This window comes from Arthrobacter sp. KN11-1C (assembly GCF_052180225.1).
In the GTDB taxonomy this organism is placed as follows: domain Bacteria; phylum Actinomycetota; class Actinomycetes; order Actinomycetales; family Micrococcaceae; genus Arthrobacter.
In genome coordinates, this window is record NZ_CP197467.1 from 3,158,128 (window position 1) to 3,183,684 (window position 25,557).

Annotated in this window: 25 protein-coding genes; 17 read left to right on the forward strand and 8 right to left on the reverse strand. The window is 64.1% G+C overall.

Translation table 11 applies throughout. The features are described from left to right. Window positions 1-62 precede the first annotated feature (62 nt). The 3 genes from ACSBOX_RS14830 to ACSBOX_RS14840 form a co-directional block, all read right to left on the reverse strand. Window positions 63-659, reverse strand: coding sequence for a hypothetical protein (locus ACSBOX_RS14830; RefSeq protein WP_442543131.1), 597 nt, complete (start codon window positions 657-659; stop codon window positions 63-65). A gap of 238 nt (window positions 660-897) precedes the next feature. Next, window positions 898-2,076: a hypothetical protein gene (locus ACSBOX_RS14835; protein ID WP_442543132.1), complete on the reverse strand. Its 1,179-nt coding sequence runs from the start codon at window positions 2,074-2,076 to the stop codon at window positions 898-900. Further along, the gene (locus ACSBOX_RS14840; protein ID WP_442543133.1) at window positions 2,073-2,588 is read right to left on the reverse strand and encodes a DUF4365 domain-containing protein; all 516 of its coding nucleotides are present in this window, start codon (window positions 2,586-2,588) and stop codon (window positions 2,073-2,075) included. Before ACSBOX_RS14840 ends, ACSBOX_RS14835 begins: the two co-directional genes overlap by 4 nt. Window positions 2,589-2,695: 107 nt before the next feature. Between ACSBOX_RS14840 and ACSBOX_RS14845 the strand changes: the two genes are divergently transcribed. Beyond that, window positions 2,696-2,950, forward strand: a complete 255-nt coding sequence (locus tag ACSBOX_RS14845; RefSeq protein ID WP_442543134.1) for a hypothetical protein — start codon at window positions 2,696-2,698, stop codon at window positions 2,948-2,950. 234 nt (window positions 2,951-3,184) lie between these two features. On the opposite strand, the gene ACSBOX_RS14850 is transcribed toward ACSBOX_RS14845, so the two are convergent. Beyond that, entirely contained in the window at window positions 3,185-4,966 is a 1,782-nt protein-coding gene (locus ACSBOX_RS14850) for a DUF222 domain-containing protein (RefSeq protein WP_442543135.1), read from the reverse strand. A gap of 104 nt (window positions 4,967-5,070) precedes the next feature. Between ACSBOX_RS14850 and ACSBOX_RS14855 the strand changes: the two genes are divergently transcribed. Together ACSBOX_RS14855 and ACSBOX_RS14860 are read left to right on the forward strand one after the other, a co-directional pair. Beyond that, on the forward strand, window positions 5,071-5,337 hold the full coding sequence (locus ACSBOX_RS14855; protein ID WP_442543136.1) for a type II toxin-antitoxin system Phd/YefM family antitoxin: 267 nt from the start codon (window positions 5,071-5,073) through the stop codon (window positions 5,335-5,337). Further along, window positions 5,334-5,591: a type II toxin-antitoxin system RelE family toxin gene (locus tag ACSBOX_RS14860; RefSeq protein ID WP_442543137.1), complete on the forward strand. Its 258-nt coding sequence runs from the start codon at window positions 5,334-5,336 to the stop codon at window positions 5,589-5,591. Before ACSBOX_RS14855 ends, ACSBOX_RS14860 begins: the two co-directional genes overlap by 4 nt. Before the next feature lie 24 nt (window positions 5,592-5,615). On the opposite strand, the gene ACSBOX_RS14865 is transcribed toward ACSBOX_RS14860, so the two are convergent. Beyond that, window positions 5,616-6,602 (reverse strand): S66 family peptidase, encoded by a 987-nt coding sequence (locus ACSBOX_RS14865; protein WP_442543138.1) that lies wholly within the window; start codon window positions 6,600-6,602, stop codon window positions 5,616-5,618. Between the two features lie 107 nt (window positions 6,603-6,709). Between ACSBOX_RS14865 and ACSBOX_RS14870 the strand changes: the two genes are divergently transcribed. Further along, window positions 6,710-7,246 carry a hypothetical protein gene (locus tag ACSBOX_RS14870; RefSeq protein WP_442543139.1) on the forward strand — a complete coding sequence of 179 codons (537 nt, stop codon included), beginning with the start codon at window positions 6,710-6,712 and terminating at the stop codon, window positions 7,244-7,246. Window positions 7,247-7,367: 121 nt separating this feature from the next. Here ACSBOX_RS14870 and ACSBOX_RS14875 read toward each other — a convergent pair whose 3' ends face one another. Continuing rightward, the gene (locus ACSBOX_RS14875) at window positions 7,368-8,783 is read right to left on the reverse strand and encodes an NAD(P)H-quinone dehydrogenase (protein ID WP_442543140.1); all 1,416 of its coding nucleotides are present in this window, start codon (window positions 8,781-8,783) and stop codon (window positions 7,368-7,370) included. A gap of 145 nt (window positions 8,784-8,928) precedes the next feature. Here ACSBOX_RS14875 and ACSBOX_RS14880 point away from each other — a divergent pair, with 145 nt between their 5' ends. The 4 genes from ACSBOX_RS14880 to ACSBOX_RS14895 all read left to right on the forward strand — a co-directional run bounded on the left by ACSBOX_RS14880 (window position 8,929) and on the right by ACSBOX_RS14895 (window position 13,199). Further along, the gene (locus tag ACSBOX_RS14880) at window positions 8,929-9,729 is read left to right on the forward strand and encodes a purine-nucleoside phosphorylase (protein WP_442543141.1); all 801 of its coding nucleotides are present in this window, start codon (window positions 8,929-8,931) and stop codon (window positions 9,727-9,729) included. 106 nt (window positions 9,730-9,835) lie between these two features. Beyond that, entirely contained in the window at window positions 9,836-10,438 is a 603-nt protein-coding gene (locus tag ACSBOX_RS14885; protein ID WP_442543142.1) for a hypothetical protein, read from the forward strand. A 112-nt stretch (window positions 10,439-10,550) separates the two neighbouring features. After that, window positions 10,551-11,273 (forward strand): YcnI family copper-binding membrane protein, encoded by a 723-nt coding sequence (locus ACSBOX_RS14890; RefSeq protein WP_442543143.1) that lies wholly within the window; start codon window positions 10,551-10,553, stop codon window positions 11,271-11,273. A 177-nt stretch (window positions 11,274-11,450) separates the two neighbouring features. Then, entirely contained in the window at window positions 11,451-13,199 is a 1,749-nt protein-coding gene (locus tag ACSBOX_RS14895) for a phospho-sugar mutase (protein WP_442543144.1), read from the forward strand. On the opposite strand, the gene nirD is transcribed toward ACSBOX_RS14895, so the two are convergent. Then, window positions 13,200-13,571, reverse strand: coding sequence for a nitrite reductase small subunit NirD (nirD, locus tag ACSBOX_RS14900; RefSeq protein WP_442543145.1), 372 nt, complete (start codon window positions 13,569-13,571; stop codon window positions 13,200-13,202). Between the two features lie 280 nt (window positions 13,572-13,851). Here nirD and nirB point away from each other — a divergent pair, with 280 nt between their 5' ends. The 3 genes from nirB to ACSBOX_RS14915 are packed head-to-tail and all read left to right on the forward strand — an operon-like array spanning window position 13,852 to window position 18,697. Then, the gene (nirB, locus tag ACSBOX_RS14905) at window positions 13,852-16,479 is read left to right on the forward strand and encodes a nitrite reductase large subunit NirB (protein ID WP_442543146.1); all 2,628 of its coding nucleotides are present in this window, start codon (window positions 13,852-13,854) and stop codon (window positions 16,477-16,479) included. Between the two features lie 12 nt (window positions 16,480-16,491). Beyond that, entirely contained in the window at window positions 16,492-17,526 is a 1,035-nt protein-coding gene (cobA, locus tag ACSBOX_RS14910; RefSeq protein ID WP_442543147.1) for a uroporphyrinogen-III C-methyltransferase, read from the forward strand. A gap of 10 nt (window positions 17,527-17,536) precedes the next feature. Further along, window positions 17,537-18,697, forward strand: coding sequence for a uroporphyrinogen-III synthase (locus ACSBOX_RS14915; protein WP_442543148.1), 1,161 nt, complete (start codon window positions 17,537-17,539; stop codon window positions 18,695-18,697). A 261-nt stretch (window positions 18,698-18,958) separates the two neighbouring features. Here ACSBOX_RS14915 and ACSBOX_RS14920 read toward each other — a convergent pair whose 3' ends face one another. Continuing rightward, entirely contained in the window at window positions 18,959-20,416 is a 1,458-nt protein-coding gene (locus ACSBOX_RS14920; protein WP_442543149.1) for a sugar porter family MFS transporter, read from the reverse strand. A gap of 132 nt (window positions 20,417-20,548) precedes the next feature. Between ACSBOX_RS14920 and ACSBOX_RS14925 the strand changes: the two genes are divergently transcribed. The 6 genes from ACSBOX_RS14925 (at window position 20,549) to ACSBOX_RS14950 (ending at window position 25,509) form a co-directional block, all read left to right on the forward strand. After that, the gene (locus ACSBOX_RS14925) at window positions 20,549-21,556 is read left to right on the forward strand and encodes a LacI family DNA-binding transcriptional regulator (RefSeq protein WP_442543150.1); all 1,008 of its coding nucleotides are present in this window, start codon (window positions 20,549-20,551) and stop codon (window positions 21,554-21,556) included. 12 nt (window positions 21,557-21,568) lie between these two features. Next, complete coding sequence (locus tag ACSBOX_RS14930; protein WP_442543151.1) at window positions 21,569-22,516, forward strand: acetoacetate decarboxylase family protein; 948 nt, start codon at window positions 21,569-21,571, stop codon at window positions 22,514-22,516. A 177-nt stretch (window positions 22,517-22,693) separates the two neighbouring features. Continuing rightward, on the forward strand, window positions 22,694-23,596 hold the full coding sequence (locus ACSBOX_RS14935) for an FAD-dependent oxidoreductase (protein WP_442543152.1): 903 nt from the start codon (window positions 22,694-22,696) through the stop codon (window positions 23,594-23,596). 94 nt (window positions 23,597-23,690) lie between these two features. Further along, on the forward strand, window positions 23,691-24,395 hold the full coding sequence (deoC, locus tag ACSBOX_RS14940; RefSeq protein WP_442543153.1) for a deoxyribose-phosphate aldolase: 705 nt from the start codon (window positions 23,691-23,693) through the stop codon (window positions 24,393-24,395). A 53-nt stretch (window positions 24,396-24,448) separates the two neighbouring features. Then, window positions 24,449-24,673, forward strand: a complete 225-nt coding sequence (locus ACSBOX_RS14945; RefSeq protein WP_078105872.1) for a hypothetical protein — start codon at window positions 24,449-24,451, stop codon at window positions 24,671-24,673. Window positions 24,674-25,029: 356 nt separating this feature from the next. Continuing rightward, a complete protein-coding gene (locus tag ACSBOX_RS14950; protein WP_442543154.1) occupies window positions 25,030-25,509 on the forward strand; it encodes a hypothetical protein in 480 nt (159 codons plus the stop codon). Window positions 25,510-25,557: the final 48 nt, after the last annotated feature.

Below are 25,557 nucleotides of genomic sequence, written 5' to 3' on the forward strand. Positions count from 1 at the left end.
AAATTGATCATCCCGGCCGTGACTTCTACGGGTCGTCTTTGGTTATCGACGAGCCCGTTGCGCTAGGGGCCCGACACGAGAGGCGGTAGCGCCGCCGGGGTGTACGCGGCGCCTGGCGCGATCTGGTCTGCCAGGCGGTCTGCCCGGTCCAGCACGATCAATGACGCTTGATACTCAGCGTCGTTGCCCGTCGAATGCCAGAGCGAGGTGTGAATATCAAACTCACCTCTTGCGTCCATAAGAGTGTCCCAGTCGTCTAAGGCAACCGGCGTCCCACCATGCCCGTAGAAGTCCGTGGCATCCGAGTAAGCCACCTGTGCGCTGTCGATGAGCTTGCAGCTCCCCGATAGACCCACCGTCATGTATGACCACCACGCGTCGACATAGTCCGTCTTGTCTGCCACCTTGTACGCATGGCCTTCTATGAGCCGCTGCCGATACATGTCGTCAGCTTTCTTGAGACGTAGCGCGGCCTTCATGTCGCTCTCGGCCTTCGCCGCATTCGAGGGGGAAGCTGCGTTCACTGGGGTGGACGGAGGGCTTGATTCCGTCGGCAAAGCCGAACTACCCGATGGTTTCTCCGGAGCGCAAGCACTGCTGAACAGTGATGCAACGACAATAACGACGACAGCAAGGGGCGGCTTCAGCAGCGAGTTCACGCTTGCATCAAATCAGATGGAGGCGTTGAACTGAAACGGCGAGCAACTAGGCAGCCCGAGCCATCTCTTTAAACGCAACACATTTCCAATAGGGCTGACCATAGCTCGCCGACTCGCAGCGCCCACCTCCGAAGAGGTGGGACGCTTATTGCCTTTTGTCGCGGATCCCCCGGTCTTCTGGTCCCGCCACGATGCCCACGCCAACGGTTTCCCACACCTATTGAAGGCCGCGCCTGCGCTAATCTTCGGCAAAGAGCATGCTCTGTCCAATCGGATGAACGTCCTCTGGCGAGTCGATGATGAGCCCGTCCGAAGTAGGGCGAACCGTGCCCGTCACCAGAAGGGTCTCATGCGCCCTGAACCATTTGTGCGCGTCATCCAAAACAGACACACCACGAAGCTGAACGACGATCTTCCTGATTCGCCCACGGTAAGCTGCCTCAATCGTCGCCTCGCCACGGTCCGCGCCCTTGGGGTGATAAAGCGCCAACATCGGTCCACTGATTGCTGTTCGAATGTGCGTCTTCGACGGCACCATTAGCTTGAAGGCCCGGCTCAGCACTTCAACGGACTCTTTCGGTATCTCTACGCGCACCAGATTCTTGGGCACCTGCCCGGCCCTAGGCGCCCAGCTGAAGCTCACGTCCATACCGGTCACACTTGGCTCGCTAACGACGTCGTGCATTGCTTTGACCATTTCGCGGCTAGCCCCTGCCATCACGGCTTCGTTCACAGCACCTGGCGTAGGCTCCTTGCCGGGTTTGATGATCGTGTCGTAGACAGCAGAAATGGCCTGCGCCATGGTTCGCGACACCCTGCGTTCGTCAGACTCCTCTGCATTCTTCGCGAAAAAGTCCCCGGGTAGTAGTGACGCTTGAATGTCACTTTCCCAAGACAAACTAGGCAGAACCCGTCGGATTGGAAGCAGCAGCGGGAGCACATACGATCCAGGTCGGGTTTGAGCAAAGAGAGCCCGATCAATAGATCGGTCGCCGGTCGGCGAGTAGTTGCCGGCGATGGCTATTTTCGGCCCTCGCGCAGTAGTCGCGGAGGACCGCAGCATTTTCCACGCGCCAGCAAATAAGGAAGAGCCAGCCTCGGCAGCGATATGGTCACCATGAACGACAGAACTGGTGACGCGGAAGTCGTGGACATCCGCCCAGAACCTGCGAACAGCTTGGTCAACAGCTGATGGGCTGGCCCCCTCCCGGTCTGCAAGCATACCCATGGTCCCATCCCACATGCCTGTCCCCGGGCGTAGCCCGAATGGGATTGCTATCTCCGATTCGCTTTCTGGTTGGACCCACAGTTTCCCAAAGGAGCCCTCGGAAAGAGGTTCCCAGCCCTTGAACTCAAGGTAGTCATTCAGGTTTGCCTCCGCGTCGAAGTCGAGTGAATCTTCAATAATGCTCGTCACGGCAGGCCCAACCCTTTCCTGTGGATCAAGTCCCACTCCCCTAGAGTGTCTTTGGTAAAACGCTGACTACGAGGAAGAATTACAGACTTTGGCTTGGGAGCCATCGTTTTGTCGATCTGAACCCAATAGCCAGCGGTGTTGTGGAGTGTCAGGTCCGTTTGCGAGTGATCTATCCACTTGGACCCATCGTTCGGGATTTGCACCAGAAGTACGAACACAGGTGCGGAGTCGAGGCACCACTTATCCCACCATTCCTCGGTAATGCCCCACGTTATGTGCTTGGGTGGTTGAGAGGTGAATTGCTTTGTGGTGCATTTCACCTGAACAGAAACCATGCCACGGGACATATGAAGATAGGCGTCGATACCGTAGTGATCTTCGCCGGGCCTAGTTTCGCCTAGTCCAACACCAGCCTCGGCGCATACGCCGCCCAGATAAGCGATTCCATATCGCTCCTGCCTCGTGGTCGGCGGCAGGCCTTTTCGTCCCTGCGATGTTGCTACTGCAGTCACTAGCGATTCTCCCCCAATAAGTCTTTTCAGAATCGTACTTGCTTGGCGAGACACTACTCGCCAGAAAGACGAAGGCGAGAGCCGCTCCGTCGTAGCTGATCGAGGATGTGTGGCAGCTGCAAGCCCTTGGGCTGGCGATCAAGCCCGAGCGGATCACCGACATCGTTAGTAAACGACGTGCCGCGGGCAAGGATATAGAAAAGCGCAAACCTCGATTCAGGGATAGCCAGATCGAGAATGCGGCCCGCCTGATTGAGTCAAACGAGCCAGCGGCACAAGAGGCTCGAGGACTGGGTATGTCCCGGCCGATGCTCTACGGTCGTGTGGAAGCACCGGTGTTTCCGGCAAAGGCGAGCAACTAGCAAGTGGCCTCCCAGAACGGCCCCGGTTTTGCGCCGGGGCCGCGTCGTGTCTGTCAGTACCTTCTGTCCGCGGCAGGGAAACGGGCAATTGGCTCGCATCTGAGCGACCGGGTGCTGGCTGAGTATCCTCAAGCTATTTGCGGCCCTCAAATCCGACTGGCAGCTGCGGGGCAAGCTGTAGCTGGAACATAAAGCCATACCTTATCGGCTTGTCCTGAGCGTCCTGACCTCTTTTTACTGCTCCGCTGCAGAGGCGACCGCCGCTGACTGAAAGTAGCGGTTCTTACGTGGTTTTTGCCGTGGGTCGATGTGGGGTGGCGGGATGAACCACGGCACGCCTGCTTGGACCTGGATGTGCCACTCTTCCTTGTGGATCAGATGGTGGTGGTGGCTGCACAGCAAGACACCGTTGTCGACACTGCTCGATCCGCCCCTCGACCAATACGTGATGTGGTGGGCTTCGCACCACGGGGCCGGCATCGTGCACGAGGGAAACGCGCAACCTTTGTCCCGGGCCGTGATCGCTTTACGGATGTGGGCCGGGAAGATCCTGGAGGACCTTCCGACGTCCAGCACCTGCCCTTCGCCGCCGAGGACGACGGGGATAATGTCGGCGTCGCAGGCGATCTTCCGCAACGTGGCCGCTGCGACCGGGCCGGTGAACGTAAAGCTCCCCATGCCATGCCGCGGCGGTGCCTGCCCAATCAGCGTCGGCTGCCGGTGCGGCAGCCACGCATCTTTGAGCGATGCCAGAAGATCCCCGTGGTCTATAGTGGCCATGATCTGGGGGCGCTGGCCTCCGGCCGCAGGCAATGCGCCCGTGGTGAGGGCAATCTTGCAGGCACCCATCAACCCGTCCAGCAGTTTCTGCGCCCTCGTGCGGCGGTCCAGAGACGAGTCATCATCGAGGGAACCAGCCGTCAGATCCTTTGCCTGCCGGCCCTCGCCGCCGGCGTCCACCGTATGGTCCCGGAGTCCCGGCTCCTGGGACGCGTGGGTCCGCGGATTGGTGGCGGTGTTCATGACAGTGAGCAGGTGCTCGTACTGGTCCTGGGTGGCGAAGATTTCCACATGCTGCAGCCCGTGTTTGGGTTTCCGTAGGAAGGCTCCCTGGAGGTGGCGAAGGGTTTCTTCGCTGGGCTCCGCACCGTCCTGGTCAACGGCGTCGGTCCAGCGGCGGGCGATCCTGGCCAGGAAGTCGGCGTCGTTCTCGGCGGCTGTCATGGTCAACGCGTGTTCCATGTCCGCGGCTGTCTCCGGGCTACACAGGGGCCGGACCCGGTCCAGGGCCATCGTAATGGTGGTGGCAGGCCGGGAAGCGATGCTCCCGGAGGCCAAAGCCGCGGCCACTTCCCCATATCGCGGCTGGATCCTTTGACCTGTAAGTGAACGGCCGGGCAGCAGATCCTCAGCCAGAGCCAGACGGCGACGGGCCTCGGCCGCGCTGATCCGCAAAAGCGAGCGCAGGTGCTCGCCCGTGTTCCGGAACTCCCGGAACCCGGCGACGGTGGACCTCGCGGCGAGACCGCCGTTCCCGACGTCGGCACTGACCCCGGTTGCTCCGCCTTCAGTTTCCGGGCTCCCGGGACCATCGCTGGAGCCGGCCGACCGCGCTTCGGCTCCCCAGCCGGCCGTCCAGCCGGTCCCGCCGGCCGGCTCCTCCTGCCGCACCCGGTCCAACTGCCCCGCGGCGACCAGCTGCAAATAGTCCAGCGTGCGGGAGAGTTCCTCCACACCGGAAGCAAACGCGGCGGAGTCATTCCGCCCCATCGGCCCGACGTCGTCCACCGCCGTCCGTGCCAGCGAGCGCAACGCCGCGAGTGCGCCCTCCAGAACCCGCTGCGGACCGCCGCGACCGCCGTCGCGATCCTCGGGCGGATCCAGCAGAGTGAGCCGGCGCGGCCCGGGTATTTGACCCGGCGCTTGAGCAGCCGCCGTCACCATCCGCGGCTCGCGCGCCTTACGGAACACGACGAACCCGCCGCCGGGCGCAGCGGGGCGTCCGATCGCTTCCATACCCAAAGCATCTCAGGAGGCACCGACAAAATAGCCCGAACCTACGTTATCGACAGTTCTGTACGCAACGTACATTTTGCTGCACTTGGCGTACTATCGACTCCATGACCGATATCGCCATCACCGAAGCCCGGAATCATCTGGCAACCATTGTGGACACGGCACATCGTGAGCGCGAACCGGTATTCCTCACTCGTCGCGGAATTCGGGTCGCGGCAGTGATTGATTCCGCCGAGCTGGAGCGCCTTCGCGAAGCCGCGGAAGAACTTGAAGACATCCGGGCTGTGGACATGGCATGGGAAGAGATGAAACAGACCGGTGAGACCCCTATCCCTTGGGAGGACGTCAAGCGCGATCTGGGCTTGACGTGAGCTATAACATCACGGTCCTGCCAGCGGCCCTTCGGCAACTGCGCAAGCTCCCTCCCGAGGGCCGCCGCCGGGTCCAAGCAGCCATCGAGTTGCTGGCCGAGACTCCGCGCCCGCCCGGCGCCAAGAAGCTGGCAGGGCGCGTCGAGTGGCGCGTCCGAACGGGAGATTATCGGGTGCTGTACCGGATCGACGACGGCCGACTCGTCATCGTCGTCGTTCAGGCCGGTCATCGCCGCGAAATCTACCGCGAGTGAGTCCGGCTATAAATTTCCCTTACGTCAGTGGCGCGTGATCCTCAAAGTGCTTGATTCACCGACAGATACCTCGGCCTCGCCGCCGATCGGGAAAGTGAAGATTGGCGAAGTGTGGCCAAAATCTGCATTGGCGAGCACCGGCAGACCTGCCAAAGCAGCTTGCTTGGCGATAATCAGCGCCAGCAGATCCGGGGTCATCCGGCTTGCCTGCTGAAAGCGGCCAATTACCAGGCCCCGGATGCCCTTTGCCTCAGGCGTTTGCAGTAGTGAAGCCAGGTCCCGCGCAAATGTGGCCGGATGGCTTTCGAAGTCGTCCTCAAGGAAGAGCAATGCGCCTTCCAAGGACGGCATGTTCACCGTTCCTTGCAGGAGATTCAGGGTGCAAAGGTTGCCACCCACAATCCGGCCGCTCGCATCACCGCGTTGCAACGGCCACCAGCCATCGCCTGGAATCACCGTTCGCGCGTCTTGGTCACGGAACCATGCGTCGTCGGTCCAAGCGGTGGCCGGACGCACGTCAATCGGCGCCTCGCCAAAGAGCGCCTCCACAAACCACGTGTGACTCTCCTCGAAGTGGTCCCGCATGCCGAACGTGGACCAGTGCGGCCCGGAGTAGGTCACGAGTCCGGTTCGTGCGTAGATGGCGTTCTGAAGGGCCGTGATATCCGAATAGCCGCAGACTATCTTCGGGTTGGCCGCGATGAGCTCCCAGTCGAGATACGGAAGCAATTCGTTGCTGCTGAATCCGCCGATCACTGTCAGGATTCCCGCCACTTCCGGATCCGAGAAGGCGGCATGAAGATCGTCAACACGCGACTGGACCGACGACGAATGAAGTCCGTCCATTTCGTCGACATGCTCCCCGAAGGAAAGCCGGAGGCCCATCTCGGCGAAACGCCTCTCGATGTGGCTGGTGTTGTCGTGCTCCATGACCACAGCGCGGCTAAGCGCAGGCGCGACCACGCGCACCAGGTCACCGCGACGAAATTTGGGCGGGTAAATAGAAGGCATGTGCTCGACGCTAGCAAATGCCACCCATTTGCTACTTGGGAATGCGTGAAATCGAAGAACCAAGCCAGGCCCTGTCGCATGGTGACGCGCTTATCTAGTATTGGCCCATGAAGGAATGGGGCCGGCAGCACCCCTATCTCGCCATGGCCTTTGGCTACGTTGTTTTCTTCGTGGTGGCCACAGCTATTTGGATGGCGGTTGGACGGCACGGCCTGGCGGACTCCGCTATCACGGCCTCCGTGTGGACAGTGGGCTACTGGGTTCTTGCAGTCTTCGGAATGCGTCGAAGCCGTAAAACCAAAGCCCGCCTCGAAGAAAACGGCCAAATCATGGCCTACATCCGCTACCCGGACTCCCGGGCTGGCTCACTGAGCAGCATCTGGAACCAAGGGATCGCGACGCCCAGCCCTGGCTCCATCCACTTCCAGCCCGCGGTCTACGACACACTCGAACCGTCCGGACGGGCGACGACGATCACGGTCCAGGCTCTGCTCCCAGGGCGCCGAAAAGTCAGCGGCAAGGACCATAAGTTCATCCAGGTCTACGGGATCCAAGCAATGACCCTGTTGACCGACGAAGGCAAGTTGGAGATTGCCGCCCACCCGGAATCATTGGACAGGCTGAGCGAGGTTCTGGGGCGTTAGGGAGTTGAATGCCGCGGAGAGACGCGCATCTGGTTTCACGCGACGCAAAATGCCCCACGACACGCGAATACGCGCGTCGTGGGGCATTTTCTGTGTCGCAGATCCGAATACGAACAGAATCCTACATATGCACGTGCAACCGTCGCGCTGCTTCCGAGATGGACCCGGTCAGCGAGGGGTACACGGTAAAGGTACTCGCGACGTCGTCGACGTGCAGTTTCTGCTTCACCGCGACGGCGATCGGGAAGATCAACTCCGAGGCGTTCGGTCCGACGACGACGCCGCCGATCACGGTGCCCGAGCCCTTGCGCGCGATGATCTTGACGAAGCCGTCCTTGGAGTTGCGCATTTTGGCGCGGGCGTTGCTTAGCAGGGAGAGCATGACCACGTCGCCCTGGTATTTGCCGGATTCAAGGTCGGCCTCGGAGACGCCCACGGAGGCAATTTCCGGTGAAGTGAAGATGTTTGAGGCCACTTGGCGGAGCTTGATCGGCATGACCGCGTCGCCCAGGAAGTGCGCAACCGCGATGCGGCCCTGCATGGCTGCGACCGAGGCGAGGGCCAGGATTCCGGTGCAGTCGCCGGCAGCGTAGATGTTGGGCGCGGTGGTGCGGGAGACGCCGTCGACCTTGATGTGGCCGGACTCCGTGACAGCTACGCCGGCCTCTTCCAGGCCCATTCCGTCAGTGTTGGGGATGGAGCCAACGCAGACGAGGCAGTGGCTGCCCGAGACGGTGCTGCCATCGCCGAGCGTCACCTTCACGCCGGCGTCGGTCCTCTCAACCGCCTCCGCGCGCGAGCGGGACAAAACACGGACGCCGCGGCGCTTGAAGACACCTTCGAGGACCTGGGCCGCGTCGGTGTCCGAGCCGGGCAGCACCTGGTCACGGCTCGAAATCAGGGTGACGTTCGAGCCAAGGCCGTTGTAGGCGGAAGCGAATTCGGCGCCCGTTACGCCGGAACCGACGACGATCAGGTCTTCCGGAAGTTCCTCGAGGTTGTAGATCTGCGCCCAGTTCAGGATGCGCTCACCGTCCGGCTTTGCCGTGGGCAGCTCGCGCGGGTGGGCGCCGACAGCGAGAAGAATGGCGTCCGCGGTGATCGTCTTGACGCCGTCCAAAGTGATGACCTCGATGGTGTGGTTGTCGAGGAGCTTGCCGGAGCCCATCAGGATTTCCACGCCAAGGTTCTCGAGGCCCACCCGGATGTCGTCGGACTGCTCCCGCGCGAGGTGCAGGACGCGGTCGTTGATGTGCCCGAGGTCCGCGCGCATGCCCGGCGCTACGTCACTGCCGTCGACGGCGAACTTGACTCCCAGCTCCCCCGCCTCGCCGACGCGGGTCATGAGATCCGCCGTCGCGATCAGGGTTTTGGAAGGTACGACGTCGGTGAGGACGGCTGAGCCGCCGAGGCCGGCGCGCTCGATGAGGGTTACCCGCGCGCCCAGGTGCGCCGCGACCATGGCCGCTTCATATCCGCCTGGACCTCCGCCCAGGATCGCGATTCGTGGTGAGCTGAAGTCAGGATGCATGGTCACAATGTTCAATTCTCACTTAATGCCGGCGGACCTGCCACTAAGCCCCACCTGAGAACGCCCGACGAGGCCGTTTACCTGCCCGGCTGCGCCCTGTTCAACAGCGCGCGCGGCACTGTAGTTTGTACCAGTGAGTAACACAGAGCTGATGAAAACAGACCCATTCGAGGCCGCCAAAGCTGCGGCCGACTACATCGCGGCGGAGACCGGCGTCGAATCGCACGACGTCGCGCTCGTCCTCGGCTCAGGCTGGGGCGCCGCTGCGGATCTCATAGGCGAAACGACGGCGACTCTCACGGCGTCGGAGGTTCCGGGCTTCCACGCTCCTGCCGTTGAGGGGCATGTGGGCACCATCCGCTCGGTGCTGACGAAGCAGGGCAAGCGGGCCCTCGTCCTGGGCGCGCGTACCCACTACTACGAAGGCAAAGGCGTCCGCGCAGTGGTCCACGGCGTGCGCACGGCCGCGGCAGCCGGATGCAAGACCTTGGTGGTGACCAACGGTTGCGGCGGATTGAACGAGGCTTGGACCCCCGGAACTCCCGTGCTCATCAGTGACCACATCAACCTGACGGCGGCTTCGCCCCTTGAAGGCGCCACGTTCGTGGACCTCACGGACCTGTACTCCTCGCGCATCCGCAGCCTGGCCCGCGAAGTGGATCCGACCCTCGACGAAGGCGTCTACGCCCAGTTCACCGGCCCGCACTACGAAACTCCGGCCGAGGTCCAGTACGCCAAGCGAATCGGCGCGGACTTGGTGGGCATGTCCACCGCTTTGGAAGCGATCGCCGGCCGGCATGCAGGCATGGAGGTCTTCGGCATTTCTCTCGTGACCAACCTCGCCGCAGGCATCAGCCCGGTACCACTGAGCCACCAGGAAGTCATCGAGGCGGGCCAGACGGCGGGTGCCCGCATTTCGCGCCTCCTGGCGGACATCATCGCCAAACTCTGATCGAGTGCCGGGGAGTCAACGCTCCCCGGCACTTCCGGCCCGGGCGGCACCGTAGAATTTGAGTGATTCTCCGCCACTGCGCCCAAACCGGAAAGGACCGCCGATCATGACATCCGCGCCTTTCCGGTTATTACGAACTACCCTGATCGGCTCGATCATCCTGGGCTTGGCCGCGGGTGGGCACCTTGCCGGCGGCGGAAACCTTCCCGCACCAGCCATCCTGACGGCGCTCTGTGCCTTGACGATCCTCCCTGTCGCCGTCCTGACGCGCGCCCGGCTGTCGTTTCCGGTCCTCGCGGGATTGCTAGGGGCCGGGCAACTCTGCCTTCACTGGGCATTCGGCGCCCTGTCCGGGACTTCCGCCGCGGCCCCATTACAGTCCGGGCACGCTGGACACGTTCTTTGGTCGCCTTCCCCCGACGCCGTGGGCGCCATCGCCTCGAGCCACGCCGCGGCAAGCGACTGGCAAATGCTCGCGGCGCACACCCTCGCAACCGCGGGCACCGCGCTGGTGCTTGCACGCGGCGAACAAGCGCTGTGGGCCCTGGCATCGTGGCTCCGACCGTTGGTCCAACTGCCGGCTCCAACAGCGATTCAGCCGCTCCGCGCCCCAGCCCCCTGCGGGGCTCCGGCTGTGCGTCCTCGCGGCCTTGCCGGACTGCGGCTTCCCTCGCGGCGCGGTCCACCCACCCTGGTGCCCGCCGCCTAAGACCCGTCTTCACACACGGAAAGGGTCCGGCGGCAACTCGCTGCCTTCACCGGTCCGGACCCGCGTCCGCCCGGCCCCCACCGTTTTTCCTTCGTGAAAGGGCACCATTGCCATGAAGACCTCACGCCGCCGTACCCTCAAAACCGCCTCCGCCGCCATGATGGCCGCGGGGCTGCTCGCCTTCGGCGTCTCAGCCGCCTCAGCCCACGTCAACGTCAATCCCGACGATCCCGCAGCTGGTGGCTACACCCACTTGACCTTCAACGTCCCCAACGAGTCCGCGACGGCCAAGACCAACAAGCTCGAAGTCTCCCTCCCCACCGATACACCCTTCAACTCGGTGTCGGTGAAACCGGTCGAGGGCTGGACGGCCCAGCTCGTCACCACCACCCTGCCCAAACCCATCACGGTTGCAGGAGCAACAGTGACCAAGGCGATCAGCTCAGTGGTCTGGACAGCGGACGCTGCCCACCAGATCGGGCAGAACGAATACCAGGCTTTCTCTATCTCCGTGGGAGTCCTGCCCGACGCCGGCACCACCGTGTCGCTGCCCGCGACCCAGACGTACACCGACGGCTCAGTAGTGAAATGGGACGAGAAGACCGTTCCGGGACAGCCCGAACCGGAACACCCGGCTCCTTCCTTCGTGACCACCGCCAGTGACGATGCCGCGGCTTCCACGGCCTCACCGTCCGCGACACCTGCACCGTCAGCCGCGGCATCGACGAGCGACGCCGGATCCACCGCCGGGTGGTTCGGCCTCGCGGCTGGCCTTATCGGCCTTGCCGCCGGCGTCACCGCTCTGGTGCGGACACGCTCGACCAAAACCAAATAGCGGTACCGCGAACAACGGAACTGCCCCTGCGGCACCCAACTGACTCGCAGTAGTTGTCGTTTAGACGCCTCATAACGACAACAAATGCGAGTCAGTTGGGGTGGGGCGACCGGACTGTGACGGCTGCCATAGCCCGTGACCTCGGCATTCATTCTCTTTGACGATAGCTTTGTTCCTATGACATCGAGCGATGCCGAATTTGAAAAGCTGATATCCGACGCCGGCGAATGGGCTGCCCAGGACCCGGACCCGGCAACCGCGGCAGCCCTGTCCGAGCTGACCGGACTCGCCTCCAGCGGGGTCGCCGCAGCCCGTCAACAGCTTGAAGACAGCTTCAGCGGAACGTTGCAGTTCGGTACCGCGGGACTTCGTGCCGCCCTCGGCCCCGGTCCCAACCGGATGAACCGCGTGGTGGTGCGCCGGGCAGCGGCAGGTTTGGCGGCCTTCCTCAAGGACGCCGTTGAGGCGGCTGCCCCCGGAACGCGGCCGCGCGCCGTCGTCGGCTATGACGCGAGGCACAACTCGGACGTGTTCGCACTCGAGTCTGCCGCCATCTTCACGGCCGCGGGAATCGACACGTTCCTGATGCCTTCGGCGCTTCCTACCCCGCTGCTGGCTTACGCGGTCCGTTCCCTTGATTGCGACGGCGGCGTCATGGTCACCGCGAGCCATAACCCCCCGCAGGACAACGGATACAAGGTTTACCTGGGCGGCCGGGCCGTCGAGGAAAGCGGCCAGGGGTCCCAGATCGTGGCGCCCTACGATTCGCAGATCACCGCAAGCATCGAAGCCGTCGGTCCGTTGGATTCCATCGAACTGGCCGGATCCGGCTGGACTGAGCTGCCCACGTCGATCACCGACGAGTACGAAGCCGCGATGGCCGGCCTGGCCGACGTCGGGAATTTCCCGGCCCGTGATTTGAAGATCGTGTTGACCCCCATGCATGGCGTGGGCGGTGAGACTGCGGTGTCGGTACTCAATGCCGCGGGCTTCACGGACGTGTCACTCGTGGAAGAGCAAGCAGCGCCGGACCCGGATTTCCCCACGGTCAGTTTCCCCAACCCGGAAGAACCCGGCGCTCTGGACCTGGCTTTGGCGGCGGCGGCGCGCCTGGATGCCGATATCGTGCTGGCCAACGACCCCGACGCCGACCGTGCGGCCGTGGCGGCAAAGGACCCGGATTCGGGTGCTTGGCGGATGTTGCGCGGCGACGAAGTAGGAGCCCTGCTTGGGGCACATGTCGTGGCCCGGCACGCCGCCGACGTCCGGCAAAGCGACTCGAGCCGGGGTGTGTTTGCCAATTCGATCGTCTCGTCGCGGCTGCTCTCCCGCATTGCGGCGGCGGCTGGCTTCGCACATGAGGAAACGCTGACGGGATTCAAGTGGATTTCCCGCGTGCCCGGGCTTGTTTATGGCTACGAAGAGGCTCTGGGCTACTGCGTGGCGCCCGAACTCGTCAGGGACAAGGATGGCATTTCGGCCTCCTTGCTCATCGCCGAGCTGGCCGCTGCGGCCAAGGCCGAAGGAAAGACGATCTTCGACACCCTGGACGAGATCTACCTGGTGCACGGCCTGCATGCGAGTGATCAACTCAGCATCCGGGTGGCGGATCTTGGATTGCTGGACGCCATGATGAACCGGCTCCGGGCCGATCCGCCGGAATCGTTCGGCGGATCCGCGATCGAGACCTTTGTGGACTTGGCCGAGGGAAGCGAGCAGTTGCCGCCGACGGACGGCCTCCTCTACCTGACCAAGGACCTGAGCCGCGTCATCATCCGGCCCAGCGGCACCGAGCCGAAGCTCAAGTGCTACCTGGAGGTCATCAAGCCGGTCGGCTCGGCAGCGGAACTCGCGGAGACCCGGCAGGCAGCGCGAACCACCTTGGACCACATCCTCGCGGACGTCCGCGAGGCGCTCGGGCTCTAGTCAGACTTCGACCTCGATGAAACCGTCAACCATGCGGGTCTTGAAGGCCAGAAGCCGAAGCCCGGGGTTGGAATAGCACTCACCGGTCTGCAGGTCGTAGACCTCCTTGTGCAACGGCGAGGCGATGGTGGGGCGTGATCCCCGGGAACCGGTAATGCCGCGGGCCATGACGTTGGCCAACGTTGCGGGGTCCTGCTGGGCAACCGCGTAGACATTTTCGGCGTCGACGCGGAAGAGCGCCACCTGCACGCCGTCGATCAACGCTGCCTCGCCCCAAGCCGGCTCCAGCTCATCCAACGGGCATATGCGATGCCAGCCGGACGCCGTCGACGCGCTTGTCAGTTGTTCTTCCCGTTCCAGAATGACGGTCATGTCAGCCCCTTTCACTATGCCTGCGTCGGGACAAATGCTGCCCTTTCCTTTCAGGCCCTGGCCGCGCAGCAGCCATACCTTCAAGGTATGCGGGCAGTGTTTCACTCGACCGCAGACAATGTGTCCGGTGCGTAAAAGAGAACTCACGCGTCCCGACATCCAATCGTGACCCAGAAGTTAAGACCACGAAACAAAAGGGAAACTGAGGAGAAACTGCCCGTCCGTAGTCTGAAATGACAAGTTGCGGAGCACGTTCTGCGGCGTTTGCGAAAGGCCACCAGTGACCGGACACACCTCCACCCCAGAAAACCTGCGCCGTATTGTTGTGGCCGGCGGGGGCCCTGCGGCCCACCGTTTTGCCGATGCGATGCAAACCCGCGGTCTCAAGGGCTGGCACGTCACGGTCCTGACCGAAGAAGCGCACGTTCCGTATGACCGGGTCACGTTGAGCAAGGCCTTGACCGATGTGGACTATGACCTCACCCTGGGCGACATGTCCATGTGGGAGCACGACGCCCTGGACCTGCGCACGGGCGAGCGGGTGGTCAAGATCAACTCCGACGCCAAGTCCGTGGAAACCGCCGCCGGCAATACCTACGACTACGACCACTTGGTGGTGGCCACTGGCTCGGACGCGGCACAGCTCCCCTTCCCCGGCGGTGAGCTCGCCCATGTCTACCGCACCCTCGACGACGTCTGGGCCATCAACAAGGCCATCGCCGAACTCCGGGAGAAGCTCGGGCGGACCGTCAGGACCGTGACCATCGGCGGCGGCCTCCTCGGCTTGGAAGCAGCAGCCGGCACCATGGAGCTGGGCGCGCAGGCAACCGTCATCAACGGTTCGCGCTGGCTCATGAACGCCCAGCTGGATGAGGGGGCCGGTCAGGCCTTGGGCCGGCTGGTCGCTGCCAAGGGACTCGAGGTGCTGACGGGAACCTACCCGGCCGAAGTACTGTCCGACGACGACGGCCAAGTCACCGGGGTCCTCATGAAGGACGGCCGCATCATCCCCGCGGACATGGTCATCGCGTCCATCGGCATCCGCCCCCGCGATGAACTGTTCCGCGCCGGAGACGGCCCCAACGCAGGCGCAAAGGACCTGTTCGAAATCGGCAAAAAGGGTGGTGTGGTCATCAACGACCATTGCGCCACGCCGGTCCCCGGCGTTTGGGCCATCGGTGAGGTGGCGAACTTCGAAGGGATGTGCCTGGGGCTCGTGGCGCCGGCGAACACGATGGCCGAGATCGTGGCGGACCGCCTGCACGGCGGGCAAGCAACGTTCCCCGGCTTCGACACCGCCACGAAGCTCAAGCTCTCCGGTGTGGACGTGGCCAGCTTCGGCGACGCGTTCGCCACCACCGAGCACTCCTTGGAAATCGTGTACGCCGACCCCGCCCGCGGCGTCTACCAGAAAATCGTCACCACCGACGACGCCAAGACCCTCCTCGGCGGCATCTTCGTCGGCGACGCCACCCCCTACATGAGCCTGCGTCCCCTGCTCAGCCGGGAGCTCCCCGCCGAACCCGGCGCCTACCTCACCGCCGCGGGCGGCGGAGACGCGCCCGAGACCGAACTGCCGGATGACGCGATCCTGTGCTCCTGCAACAACGTCGCCGCCGGCAGCGTCCGCGACGCGATCAACGGCTGCGGCTCCTGCGAGGGCAACGCACCGGTCCAGGAACTCGGTGAGCTGAAAACCTGTTCGCGGGCCGGAACGCAGTGCGGCTCCTGCGTCCCGATGCTCAAGAAACTCCTCGAAGGCGAGCTGAAGAAGTCCGGCATCGAAGTCTCCAAGGCCCTGTGCGAGCACTTCAGCCTCTCCCGACAGGAACTTTTCGACGCCATCCGCGTCCTGGAACTGACATCCTTCGAGGACATCCTGGCCAAGTACGGCACCGGCGCGGGTTGCGACATCTGCAAGCCCACCATCGCCTCGATCCTCGCCTCGCAGAACAGCGAATACGTCCTGGGTGCCGGGCGCGGCACCCTCCAGGACACCAACGACCGCGCCCTGGCCAACATGCAAAAGGACGGCACCTACTCCGTGGTCCCCCGCATCGCCGGCGGCGAAATCACGCCGAAGGGCCTCGGGGTCATTGCCGCCGTCGCCGAGAAGTACGGGCTCTACACGAAGATCACGGGCGGCCAGCGCATCGACATGTTCGGCGCCCGCCTCGAACAGCTCCCGGAGATCTGGAAAGAACTTGTCGACGCCGGCTTTGAGTCGGGCCAGGCGTACGGCAAGAGCCTGCGCACCGTGAAATCCTGCGTCGGATCCACATGGTGCCGTTTCGGCGTCCAGGACTCCGTCGCGATGGCCATCAATCTGGAACTGCGCTACCGGGGCCTGCGCAGCCCGCACAAGCTCAAAATGGGCGTCTCCGGCTGCGCCCGCGAATGCGCCGAAGCCCGCGGAAAGGACGTCGGCGTCATCGCCACAGACAAAGGCTGGAACCTCTACGTCGGCGGCAACGGCGGCTTCCTGCCCGCCCATGCCCAACTCCTCGCCCAGGACCTTGACGATGACACCCTCATCAAATACATCGACCGCTACCTCATGTACTATATCCGCACCGCCGACCGCCTCCAGCGCACCGCCCGCTGGCAGGAAGAACTCGACGGCGGCCTCAAACACATCGAAGACGTGATCATCCACGACTCCCTCGGCATCGCCAACGAGCTCGAAGCCTCGATTGCCCGGCACATCGACACCTACCAGGACGAATGGGCCGAAACCCTCAAGGACCCCGAACGCCTGCGCCGCTTCCGCTCCTTCGTCAACGCCCCCGAGCAGAAGGACGAGGCCATTGCCTTCGTCCCCGAACGCGGCCAGATCCGTCCCGCCACCAACGAGGAAAAAGGCGGCGTCCTCATCGCTAGCACCATCCCCGTTCGCGGCCAGGGCTAAGGAGCACAAGCCATGCAGCTCACCCTCGACCTCACAGGCCGCGACGTTCTGGTCACCGGCTCGGCCCACGCCGCACGGCAGGCCGTCCGGCGCTTCGAAGCCGCCGGCGCGGTCGTCCATCGGCTCAGCACCCCCGACGGCGCCGACGCTGACGGCCCGCTGCCCGAGCGCCCCTTCCTGGTTGCGGCCGTCGACGACGGCCAGCCCGGATGGGAACCCTTGCTCGAACGCTGCCGCGAAGCGGGGATTCCCGTCGCGAGCGAACCTCCCGCAGGCGAGTCAGGCCACGTCACCTTGGTCGGCGGCGGACCCGGCACTCTCGATCTGCTCACCGTCGGCGCGGTCAATGCACTGCGGGATGCCGACGTCGTCTTCTACGACCGGCTTGCCCCCTACGCGGAACTGGCGCAACTCACGTCCGCGGTGATGGTGGACGTCGGCAAGCGCCCGGGGCACCACAAGGTCGCCCAATGCGACATCGAAAAGCTCATGGTGGATGCCGCATTGAGCGGCAAGAACGTGGTCCGGCTCAAAGGCGGAGACCCCTACGTGTTCGGCCGCGGCGGCGAGGAAGTCAGCGCCTGCGTGCAGGCCGGGGTGCCCGTTCGGGTCATCTCGGGCGTCACAAGCGCCATCTCGGTCCCAGCGGCCGCCGGCATTCCGGTCACGCACCGCGAGGTCAGCCACATGTTCACGGTGGTCTCCGGCCACGCACCCCTGACCGAAAAAGAGCACACGCACCTTGCCGGACTTGGCGGGACCATCGTGGTCCTGATGGGCATCGGGACCCTCCCGCAGCTCGCCGCCGGGCTCCGCCGGGCCGGGATGGATCCCGCAATGCCCATGGCCGTCGTCGAACGCGGCTACCGCCCCGGACAACGCACCACGATCGCCGAACTCGGTACCATCGAATCCGCGGCCGCCGGCTGTACCAACCCGGCCGTCCTGGTCATCGGCGAGGTGGTCCGGGTGGCCGAAGCCAACCGCAGCCACGCCGAAGCCACGGCAGACCTGGCCCGCCTCGCAGCTTCCCTCCTCGAAGCCTGAAAGAACACACATGACTACGTTGAATGCCCTTGATTCCCTCGATGCTGGCTCGCCGTTGGCCACCCCCGGACCAAACGACGACGCGCCGCTGGACGGTTTCCGCATCGGAGTGACTTCACACCGGCGTTCACCCGACTTGATCGAGGCGCTCGAACGGCGGGGGGCTTCGGTGCTGCACGCCCCGGCGCTGAAGATCGCCCCGGTCCAGGAGGACGTGACGCTCATCGAGGACACGAAAACGATCATCGCGGCCAAGCCGGATATCTGCATCGCGACCACCGCCTACGGCATGCGGCGCTGGTGCGAGGCCGCGGACTCCTTCGGCATCGGCGAGCAACTCCTCGACGTCCTGGCCGCCTGCCGCATGTTCGTGCGGGGACCCAAGGCGCGGGGTGCGGTCCGCGCGGCAGGACTTGCCGACGTCGGGATCAGCAGTGACGAAACCACCGCCACGCTAGTGGACATGCTCCTTCAGGAGGGCGTGCGGGGGAAGACCGTCGCCGTGCAATTGCACGGGTACACGGACGTCCGCCAGCTGGAGCGCCTCCGGATGTCCGGCGCGACGGTCCTGACGGTTACCCCTTACCGCTGGGTCAAGCCCGACGGCGAAGACAAGCTGCCGCGCCTCATTGAAGCCGCCTGCTCCGGAGACCTGGATGTGCTCACCTTTACGAGCGCGCCCGCGGTAGACGCGATGTGGAGCACGGCCCACGAAATGGGCCTGTACCGACAGCTGGTCGATGCCCTCAAGACCCAGGTGACCGTCGCCGCCGTCGGGCCGGTCACCGCACAGCCGCTGATCGACGCCGGGCTCTCCCCGCTCATCCCGGACCGCTACCGCATGGGCGCGCTCATCCGCCTCGTCACCGAACACCTGGCCTTGAACCATGTGCGCCGGCTCGATACTCCCGCCGGCCATATCGAGCTGCGGGGCCGCTGTTTGAGGATCGATGGTTCCGCGGTGGATCTGGCCCCGGCTCCGCTGCTCTTGCTGCGGGCGCTTTTGGGAGCCGGGGGCGCCGTGCTGTCCCGCGAGGCGCTTTCCGATTTGCTGGAATTGCGTGGCTCGGTCCATGCCTTGGACATGACCGTGAGCCGTTTGCGGTCCTCGCTGCCGGACGGAAAGCTCGTGGAAACCGTGGTCAAACGAGGTTACCGGCTCCGCGTTTAGCCCTGCGATCCTCGCTCACTTATGGGCCGGTTCCGGGCGATCCTCGCTCACTTTTGGGCCGGTTTCGGACGATCCTCGCTCATCCTGGGGCCAGACGACGAACCCTCCTTCACTTCAATTGTTCAGTTCATGCGCAGGAGTGCCGGGCGATTTGGGCCCATACGTGAGCGAGCGTCTCCACACCGGACCCCATAGGTGAGCGGGCGTTGGAAGGAAAGCCTCCATACGTGAGCGAGCGTCTCCTAGGAACCGGCTCCGCGTCTAGCCCTGGTTCTTGTGGACGAGGTAGATGGCACCGGTGGTGACGTCTTCCTCGAGTGCTTCCAGGGTGCGGCCACGGGTTTCGGGAACCTGTTTGACGACGAAGACCAGGGCGAGCGCCCCGACGACGGCGAAGAGGAAGAACGTGCCGGTGATCCCGACTCCTGCGACCAACGACGGGAAGAACAGCGAAAGGAAACCGTTGACGACCCAGAGGAAGAAGATCGAGACGCCGGTGCCGAAGCCTCGCATGTGCAGCGGGAAGACCTCCGACAGGTAGACCCACACCGCCACGTTCAAGAACGTCTGCATGGACCCGACGAAGGCAACCACCAGGAAGAGGATCAGGTACGGGCGGATCGGGTTGCCGACGGGCAGCATCATGGAGGCGAAGCCGATGAGCAGGTGGCAGCTGGTGGTCAGCGTGAGGCCCAGGATGAAGGTCTTGCGACGGTCGATCCGGTCCATGAGGGACAAGGCGATGACGCCGCCGATCACGGCGATCACGCCGGGTGCGATGTTCGCGATGAGCGCGCCGCTCTCGTTGAAGCCCGACTCGACGAGCACCGTCTGGCCGTAGTACATGATCGAGTTGATGCCGGTCAGCTGTTGGGCGACGCCCAGGCCGATTCCCACGAGCAGGATGCGGAACAGGTTCTTGTTGCTGAAGACCGCACGCCAGCCGATCTGCTGGCTCTGCTGCTCTTCCTTGGCGACGCTCTCGACCTCGCCGAGCTCGGCAAGGGCACGGTCCTCTGAGCGGACGGACCGCAGCACGGCGAGGGCTTCGTCGTGCCGGCCTTTCTCGACGAGCCAGCGCGGGGATTCGGGCACGCGGAGCATGCCGAAGAACAGCGCGATGGCCGGCAACGCACAGACCGCAAGCATGATGCGCCACACGCCGGGGATGTCACCCCACACGATGCCGATGATCGCGTTGACGACGAAGGCCGCCAGCTGGCCGACGACGATCATGAGCTCGTTGCGGCCCGCGAGGGAGCCGCGGATCTCATACGGGGCCATCTCCGCGAGGAACACCGGGACCACCGCCGAGGCGCCGCCCACTGCGAGACCGAGCAGGACGCGGCCGACGACGAGCACGCCGAAACTCGGGGTGAATACGCACACCAAGGTGCCGGCGAAGAACAGCACCGCCAGCAGAATGATCGTCTTGCGGCGCCCCCACCCGTCGGAGATGCGGCCACCCGAGAGCGCACCGATTGCCGCGGCGAAGACGAGCGAGCTGGCTACGATGCCCTCGGTGAACGGAGTGAGGCCGAGCTCGGCCGTCATTGGCCGGAGCGCCCCGTTGATGACACCCGTGTCATAACCGAACAGCAGGCCGCCGAAGGTGGCGATGAGGGCGACCATGCCGAGGCGCTTGCGGTGCGGACCGCTCGTCAGCGGAGGAAGCGCGATTGCGCTGCCGACTCCCCTATGGCTTTGCGTTGCAGACATCAGGACTCCTTTGTCTTGTGATGCGGGTCATACACCCGCGCTGAATTAAAGACTAACGCGCGAAAGATTTAAATGTAAGGTCAATCTAACAAATGACTTAATTGAGATCTCTGCGCCGTGGGAAGATGAACCATGGGTCTTGACCGGCAGCTCCGTCCCGCGACACAGAGCGATGTGGCTCGTGAAGTCGGCGTCTCCCGCACGCTTGTGTCTTTCGCCTTCCGCGATGCACCCGGTGTCAGCGGCGAGACGAAACAGGCCATCTTCGACGCTGCAAAACGTCTCGGCTACCGGCCCAACGCGGCCGCCGCCGACCTGGCACGCAAGCATCGCTCCGCCGTCGGGCTCTATTTGATGGACATCTACAACGAGGTCTACGCCGACATCCTCAGCGGCGTCAGGATGGCGCTCCCCCAGGCCCGCAACCGACTCATCCTGAGCGTCTCCCAGTCTATCGACGGCGTGGATCGGGGTGCCGTGGAATCGCTGATCGAGGCACGGGTGGGGATCATCATCGCCGCAACGCTGCTGGACCCGGACGAGCGGGTACGGGAACTGGCCCGGATCATCCCGATCGTCAACGTCGCGCGGCCGGTGCCCGGCGTCGACAGCGTCTATTCGGACGACGACGCCGGAGCCCGCGCCGCCACCGAACACCTCCTCGGCCTTGGCCACACGCGGATTGCCCATCTTGCCGGGCCGGATTATGACGGCCACACAGTCCGCCGAAGGAGCTACGAGAAGGCAATGCGCGGCGCGGGCCTGGTTCCCTGGACCGCACCGGCCGATGACTTCACCCAGGCTGCCGGACAGCGTGCCGCAGCTGGACTGCTTGACGCCGCGGACCGCCCGACCGCCATCTTCGCCCACAATGACCAGTTCGCCATGGCGGTACGCGAAGCCGCCTACGCCCGAGGCCTGGCCGTTCCCGGGGATCTGTCACTGGTGGGCTACGACAACTCACGGACCGGCCGGCTCCACGGAATCGACCTGACGTCGGTCGACCTCCACGCGATGGAACTGGGAAGCGTCGCGGGAGCTGTGGCAATGAACCGGCTCAATAATCCGGAGGCTCCCGTCGCGGACGAGCGCCTCACGCCCGAGCTGGTCATTCGCAACTCGACGGCGCCCGCCAAATAGAAGGGAACGGCCATGAAAAACTTCGCACAGCTGCACGCGGCGATGCACAGGTCCCTCCACAGGGTGCTCCCCTCCCCGGTCCCGCGCCGCCAGCTCAGGCTCAGCGGCCAGCACGCGAAAGTGGATGGCATCAATCACGTGATGCCGCTCAGTTCGAACAGCTTCCCCATGCTGATGGCGGCCTTTCCCGTCAACAAACGCGCCGCCGCCGGACTGCTTCCGGGCAAGGAAATGCGCCCCTTCAGCCTCGGCGGCAAGGGCCTACTGATGGTCACCGTGGTCAACTACGAGTCGACGGCCTTCGGGAAGTGCATCGAGTATTCCCTTGCGATCGCCGTCACCCACGGCAGCCGGCCCGTCCCGCCGCTTCTGCCGTTCATCTTCCAGAAATCGTTTGGGCTTGGCCAGTTCGTGGTGGACCTGCCGGTCAGCACCGAAGTCTCGGTCAAGGGCGGCAAGGGAATCTGGGGCATGCCCAAGCACCAGGCCAACCTCGACTTCGCGGTCACGGGCACTACGGTCTCGGCCCAGTACGACCAGGACGGAAAGCTGGGCTGCTACATCGAAATCGAAGAGCCCGCTCCGGTCGGGCTCCCGGTGAGGCTCGCGGTCTCCAACTATTCCGCCTTCCGCGGGATGCTGTGGAAGTCCAGCAGCTATGTCGAAGGCACCGCGAACGTCGCTTATGGCAGGCAGGCCAAGGCCCGGCTCATCCTGGGCGACGCTCCCGGCGTCGCGCCCTTGAAAACCCTCAGCGTGGGAGACAAACCGGTGTTCACCGCGTGGCTTCCCGAGGCTCGTAGCGTCCTGGACGACCACGTCGAAGCGTGGTTCCTCACAGCTTCCACGGAAGCAGATGCGGCTGCCCTCCGCGGCGGAGACACGATGGAAAGCGTTGTCGGCCTCAGCAAAAGCCAGGAGTGGCTGGCCCCTCCGGACCGCTCCCGCACGGCGCAATAGCAGCGCCCGGTTTATGCCCCGGCGGCCCCCGTGTGACCCAGCTCATTACCGGCTGGTAACCATCAGGGAACGGGTCACCGCCAAATGGCAACAACGGGGAAACACGACCGAAAACACCCGCACCTACGCTGGGCACAGGCACATCCACCACAGCTCAGTTCAGCGAAGGGACCCACCATGTCCATCACCCCGTCCGCACGCTCCATCCACCTCGTCATCGCCGGAGCCGGGCCCGCAGCCCAGGCTTTGGTCCGCCGGCTGACCGGCGGGAGCACTGCGCGACAGCCTGGAACGGCAACATTCCACGGCGTCATCACGGTCCTGAGCAACCGCGACGAATGCCCCGAGGCGCTCCTGGAGCTCGCCGCCCTCCCCCAGGTCTCCGTGCGTCTCGGCCAGTCCGCGAGCTTCATCGATGCCGACGCCCGTACAGTCACCACCACGGAGGGCCTTGAGTTCCCCTATGATCAGCTGGTCATTGCCACCGGTTCCTCCCCCATGTTCCCGCCGGTCCAAGGCGCCGCGCGCAGCCTGAGTTACTCCACCATCGACGACGCCGAACAGATCGGCACCGCGGTCCAGGACATCACCCGCGTTCTGGGCCGTCGGCCGTTGGGCATTTTGGTTGGCACCGGCCCGGCAGCCGGCCAGGCCGAGGCTGTGCTGCGTGCCCGCGGAGTCCGGCCTATCCGAACTACCTTGCGGCCGGCCGCTGTCATGCCTTCCGTTGCCGGTTCGGCCCTGCCGGCCACCGGGATCGTCTTCGAGGACGGGAGCAGCATGAACGGCGATCTTGTGGTGCTCGCCGAGGAACGGCTCCCCCGCAACGGGCTCGCGGAAAGCGCCGGACTGCAAACAGCTCCCGACGGCGGCATCAGGGTGGGGCGCGACTTCGCCACTTCGGTGCCGGGCATCTGGGCGATCGGCGACGCCGCTTCCCGGGACGGCATGCGCCTTGGGCTCGTCTTCTCCTCGAATGCCGCGGCGGCCTATTGCGCGGCCCGACTCGAGGAAGACGCCAGGCTCCGCACCTCCAGTCCCGCACAGTCCCTGCGTTCAGCACGCTCCGCGGCTGCCTGAGGGAGCCTCCACGGCGGCGGGGCAGTGTGGCAAGATGGTCATTTGACGAGCCGCGACCCGTGCGGCACATCCGGCCCGCCACGGAAGGACCTCCATGAGCAACGAAGCCTCCCCCGCACTGGACAATAGTGCAAGCATCGCCTCCTATGTCGACCACACCCTCCTCAAGCCAGAGGCCAGCGAAGCCGAGGTGCGCCAGATCTGCGCGGAGGCCGCGGAGTACAAGTTCAAGTCCGTGTGCGTCAATCCGATTTGGGTCAAGACCGTCACGAAGGCACTCAAGGGTTCCGGAGTGCTCACCTGCTCGGTTGTCGGCTTCCCGCTCGGCGCTACCCCCAGCGACGTCAAGGCTTTCGAAGCACGCGGTGCGGTGTTGGACGGTGCGGATGAAGTGGACATGGTGATCAACATCGCCGCGGCCCGCGCTGGAGACAAAGGCGCGTTGGTGGATGACATCACGGCCGTCGCGGAGGCGGTCCACGCGGGTGGAGCCATCCTGAAGGTCATTATCGAAACTGCCCTGCTGAATGACGAGCAGAAGATCCTGGCTTGCGAGGCATCCGTCGAGGCAGGAGCGGACTTCGTCAAGACCTCAACCGGCTTCAACGGTGGCGGCGCCACGGTGGAAGACGTGGCCCTCATGCGCAAGACCGTGGGCCCGGACCTCGGCGTCAAAGCCTCCGGCGGAGTACGCTCGCTGGCCGATGCACAGGCTATGATTGCTGCTGGTGCAACACGTATCGGTGCGAGCTCCGGAATTGCCATCGTCAAAGGTGAACAAGGTTCATCCGCGTACTGAGTTTCCCGGCAGCCGCCATAGTTTTTGAGCCCCTCGGGGCCGAGGAGGAAAGCATGTCCCAGAACACCAGCCAGCCCATCGAAAAAGAGAACCCCCTGGGCCAGAGCATTCTGCTCTTTGTGATCAGCATGGTCCTGTTCCTCGGCGCCATCTACTCCCTCACTTTCCTGACGCTTGAGAACACGTGGCCGATGGCCGTGTGCCTGGTCCTCTTTGGCCTCGCGTTCTGGATCCCGCAGACCATCCTCGGCCGCTCCAACTCGGCCGGCGAGAGCTAAGAAACCAACTGCAGGCACTGTGGCCCCGGACTTCGGTCCGGGGCCACAGTCGTTTAAGTATCACTCCACCACTTCTGACCTCTTTTGAACGAGGACGACGGCGACACACCCCAAAATAGGGCGTGTCGCCGTCGTTTTCCCAGCAAAGAAGGTCAGAAGTGGTGGTCGAACCAAGTAGTACCACTCGCTTTTGCCAGCGAAAGACGGGTAACACCACTCGTTGTTAGTTAAAGACCGCCCATGCAAGCATTTGGTCATCGATTGAATGGGCAATCGAAGCAAGGGTTGGAAATTTCCGAATTCGTTGCCGCTGTCGCCTGTTCTGGGGAACACCAATTCACAAAGGAGTCTCACTCATGCGCAAATTGAGCAAAAAGGGAAAAGTCTACGCGGCAGCAGCAACAATTGCCCTCGTGGCGGCAAGCGGCGGAGCGGCATATGCGTACTGGACCAATACCGGGAGCGGTGTCGGTTCCGGGGCATCAGGAACAAACACCACCATCACGGTAAACCAGGTTGGCGTTGTCACCGGTCTCGAGCCGGGCGGCCCCGCTCAGACCCTTAGCGGCAGTTTCACCAACCTCAATACGAGCCCGGTCTACGTCGCCAACGTAACGGCAAGCATCGCGAGCGTGACCAAAGGAGGAGTGGCTGCCGTTGGCTGCGACGCGACCGACTTCACCCTCGCCAACGCGACAATGGGCGTCGGCCACGAAGTAGCCAGTGGCACGAATGTGGACAGCTGGAGCGGAGCGACGATCGCATTCAACGACAAAGCCAGCAACCAGGACGCCTGCAAGGACGTCACCGTCAATTTCTCCTACGCCAGCCACTAGTCAATTGCTGGTGGGCCCGTCGCGGGCCCACCAGCAATTGCTGTCCCC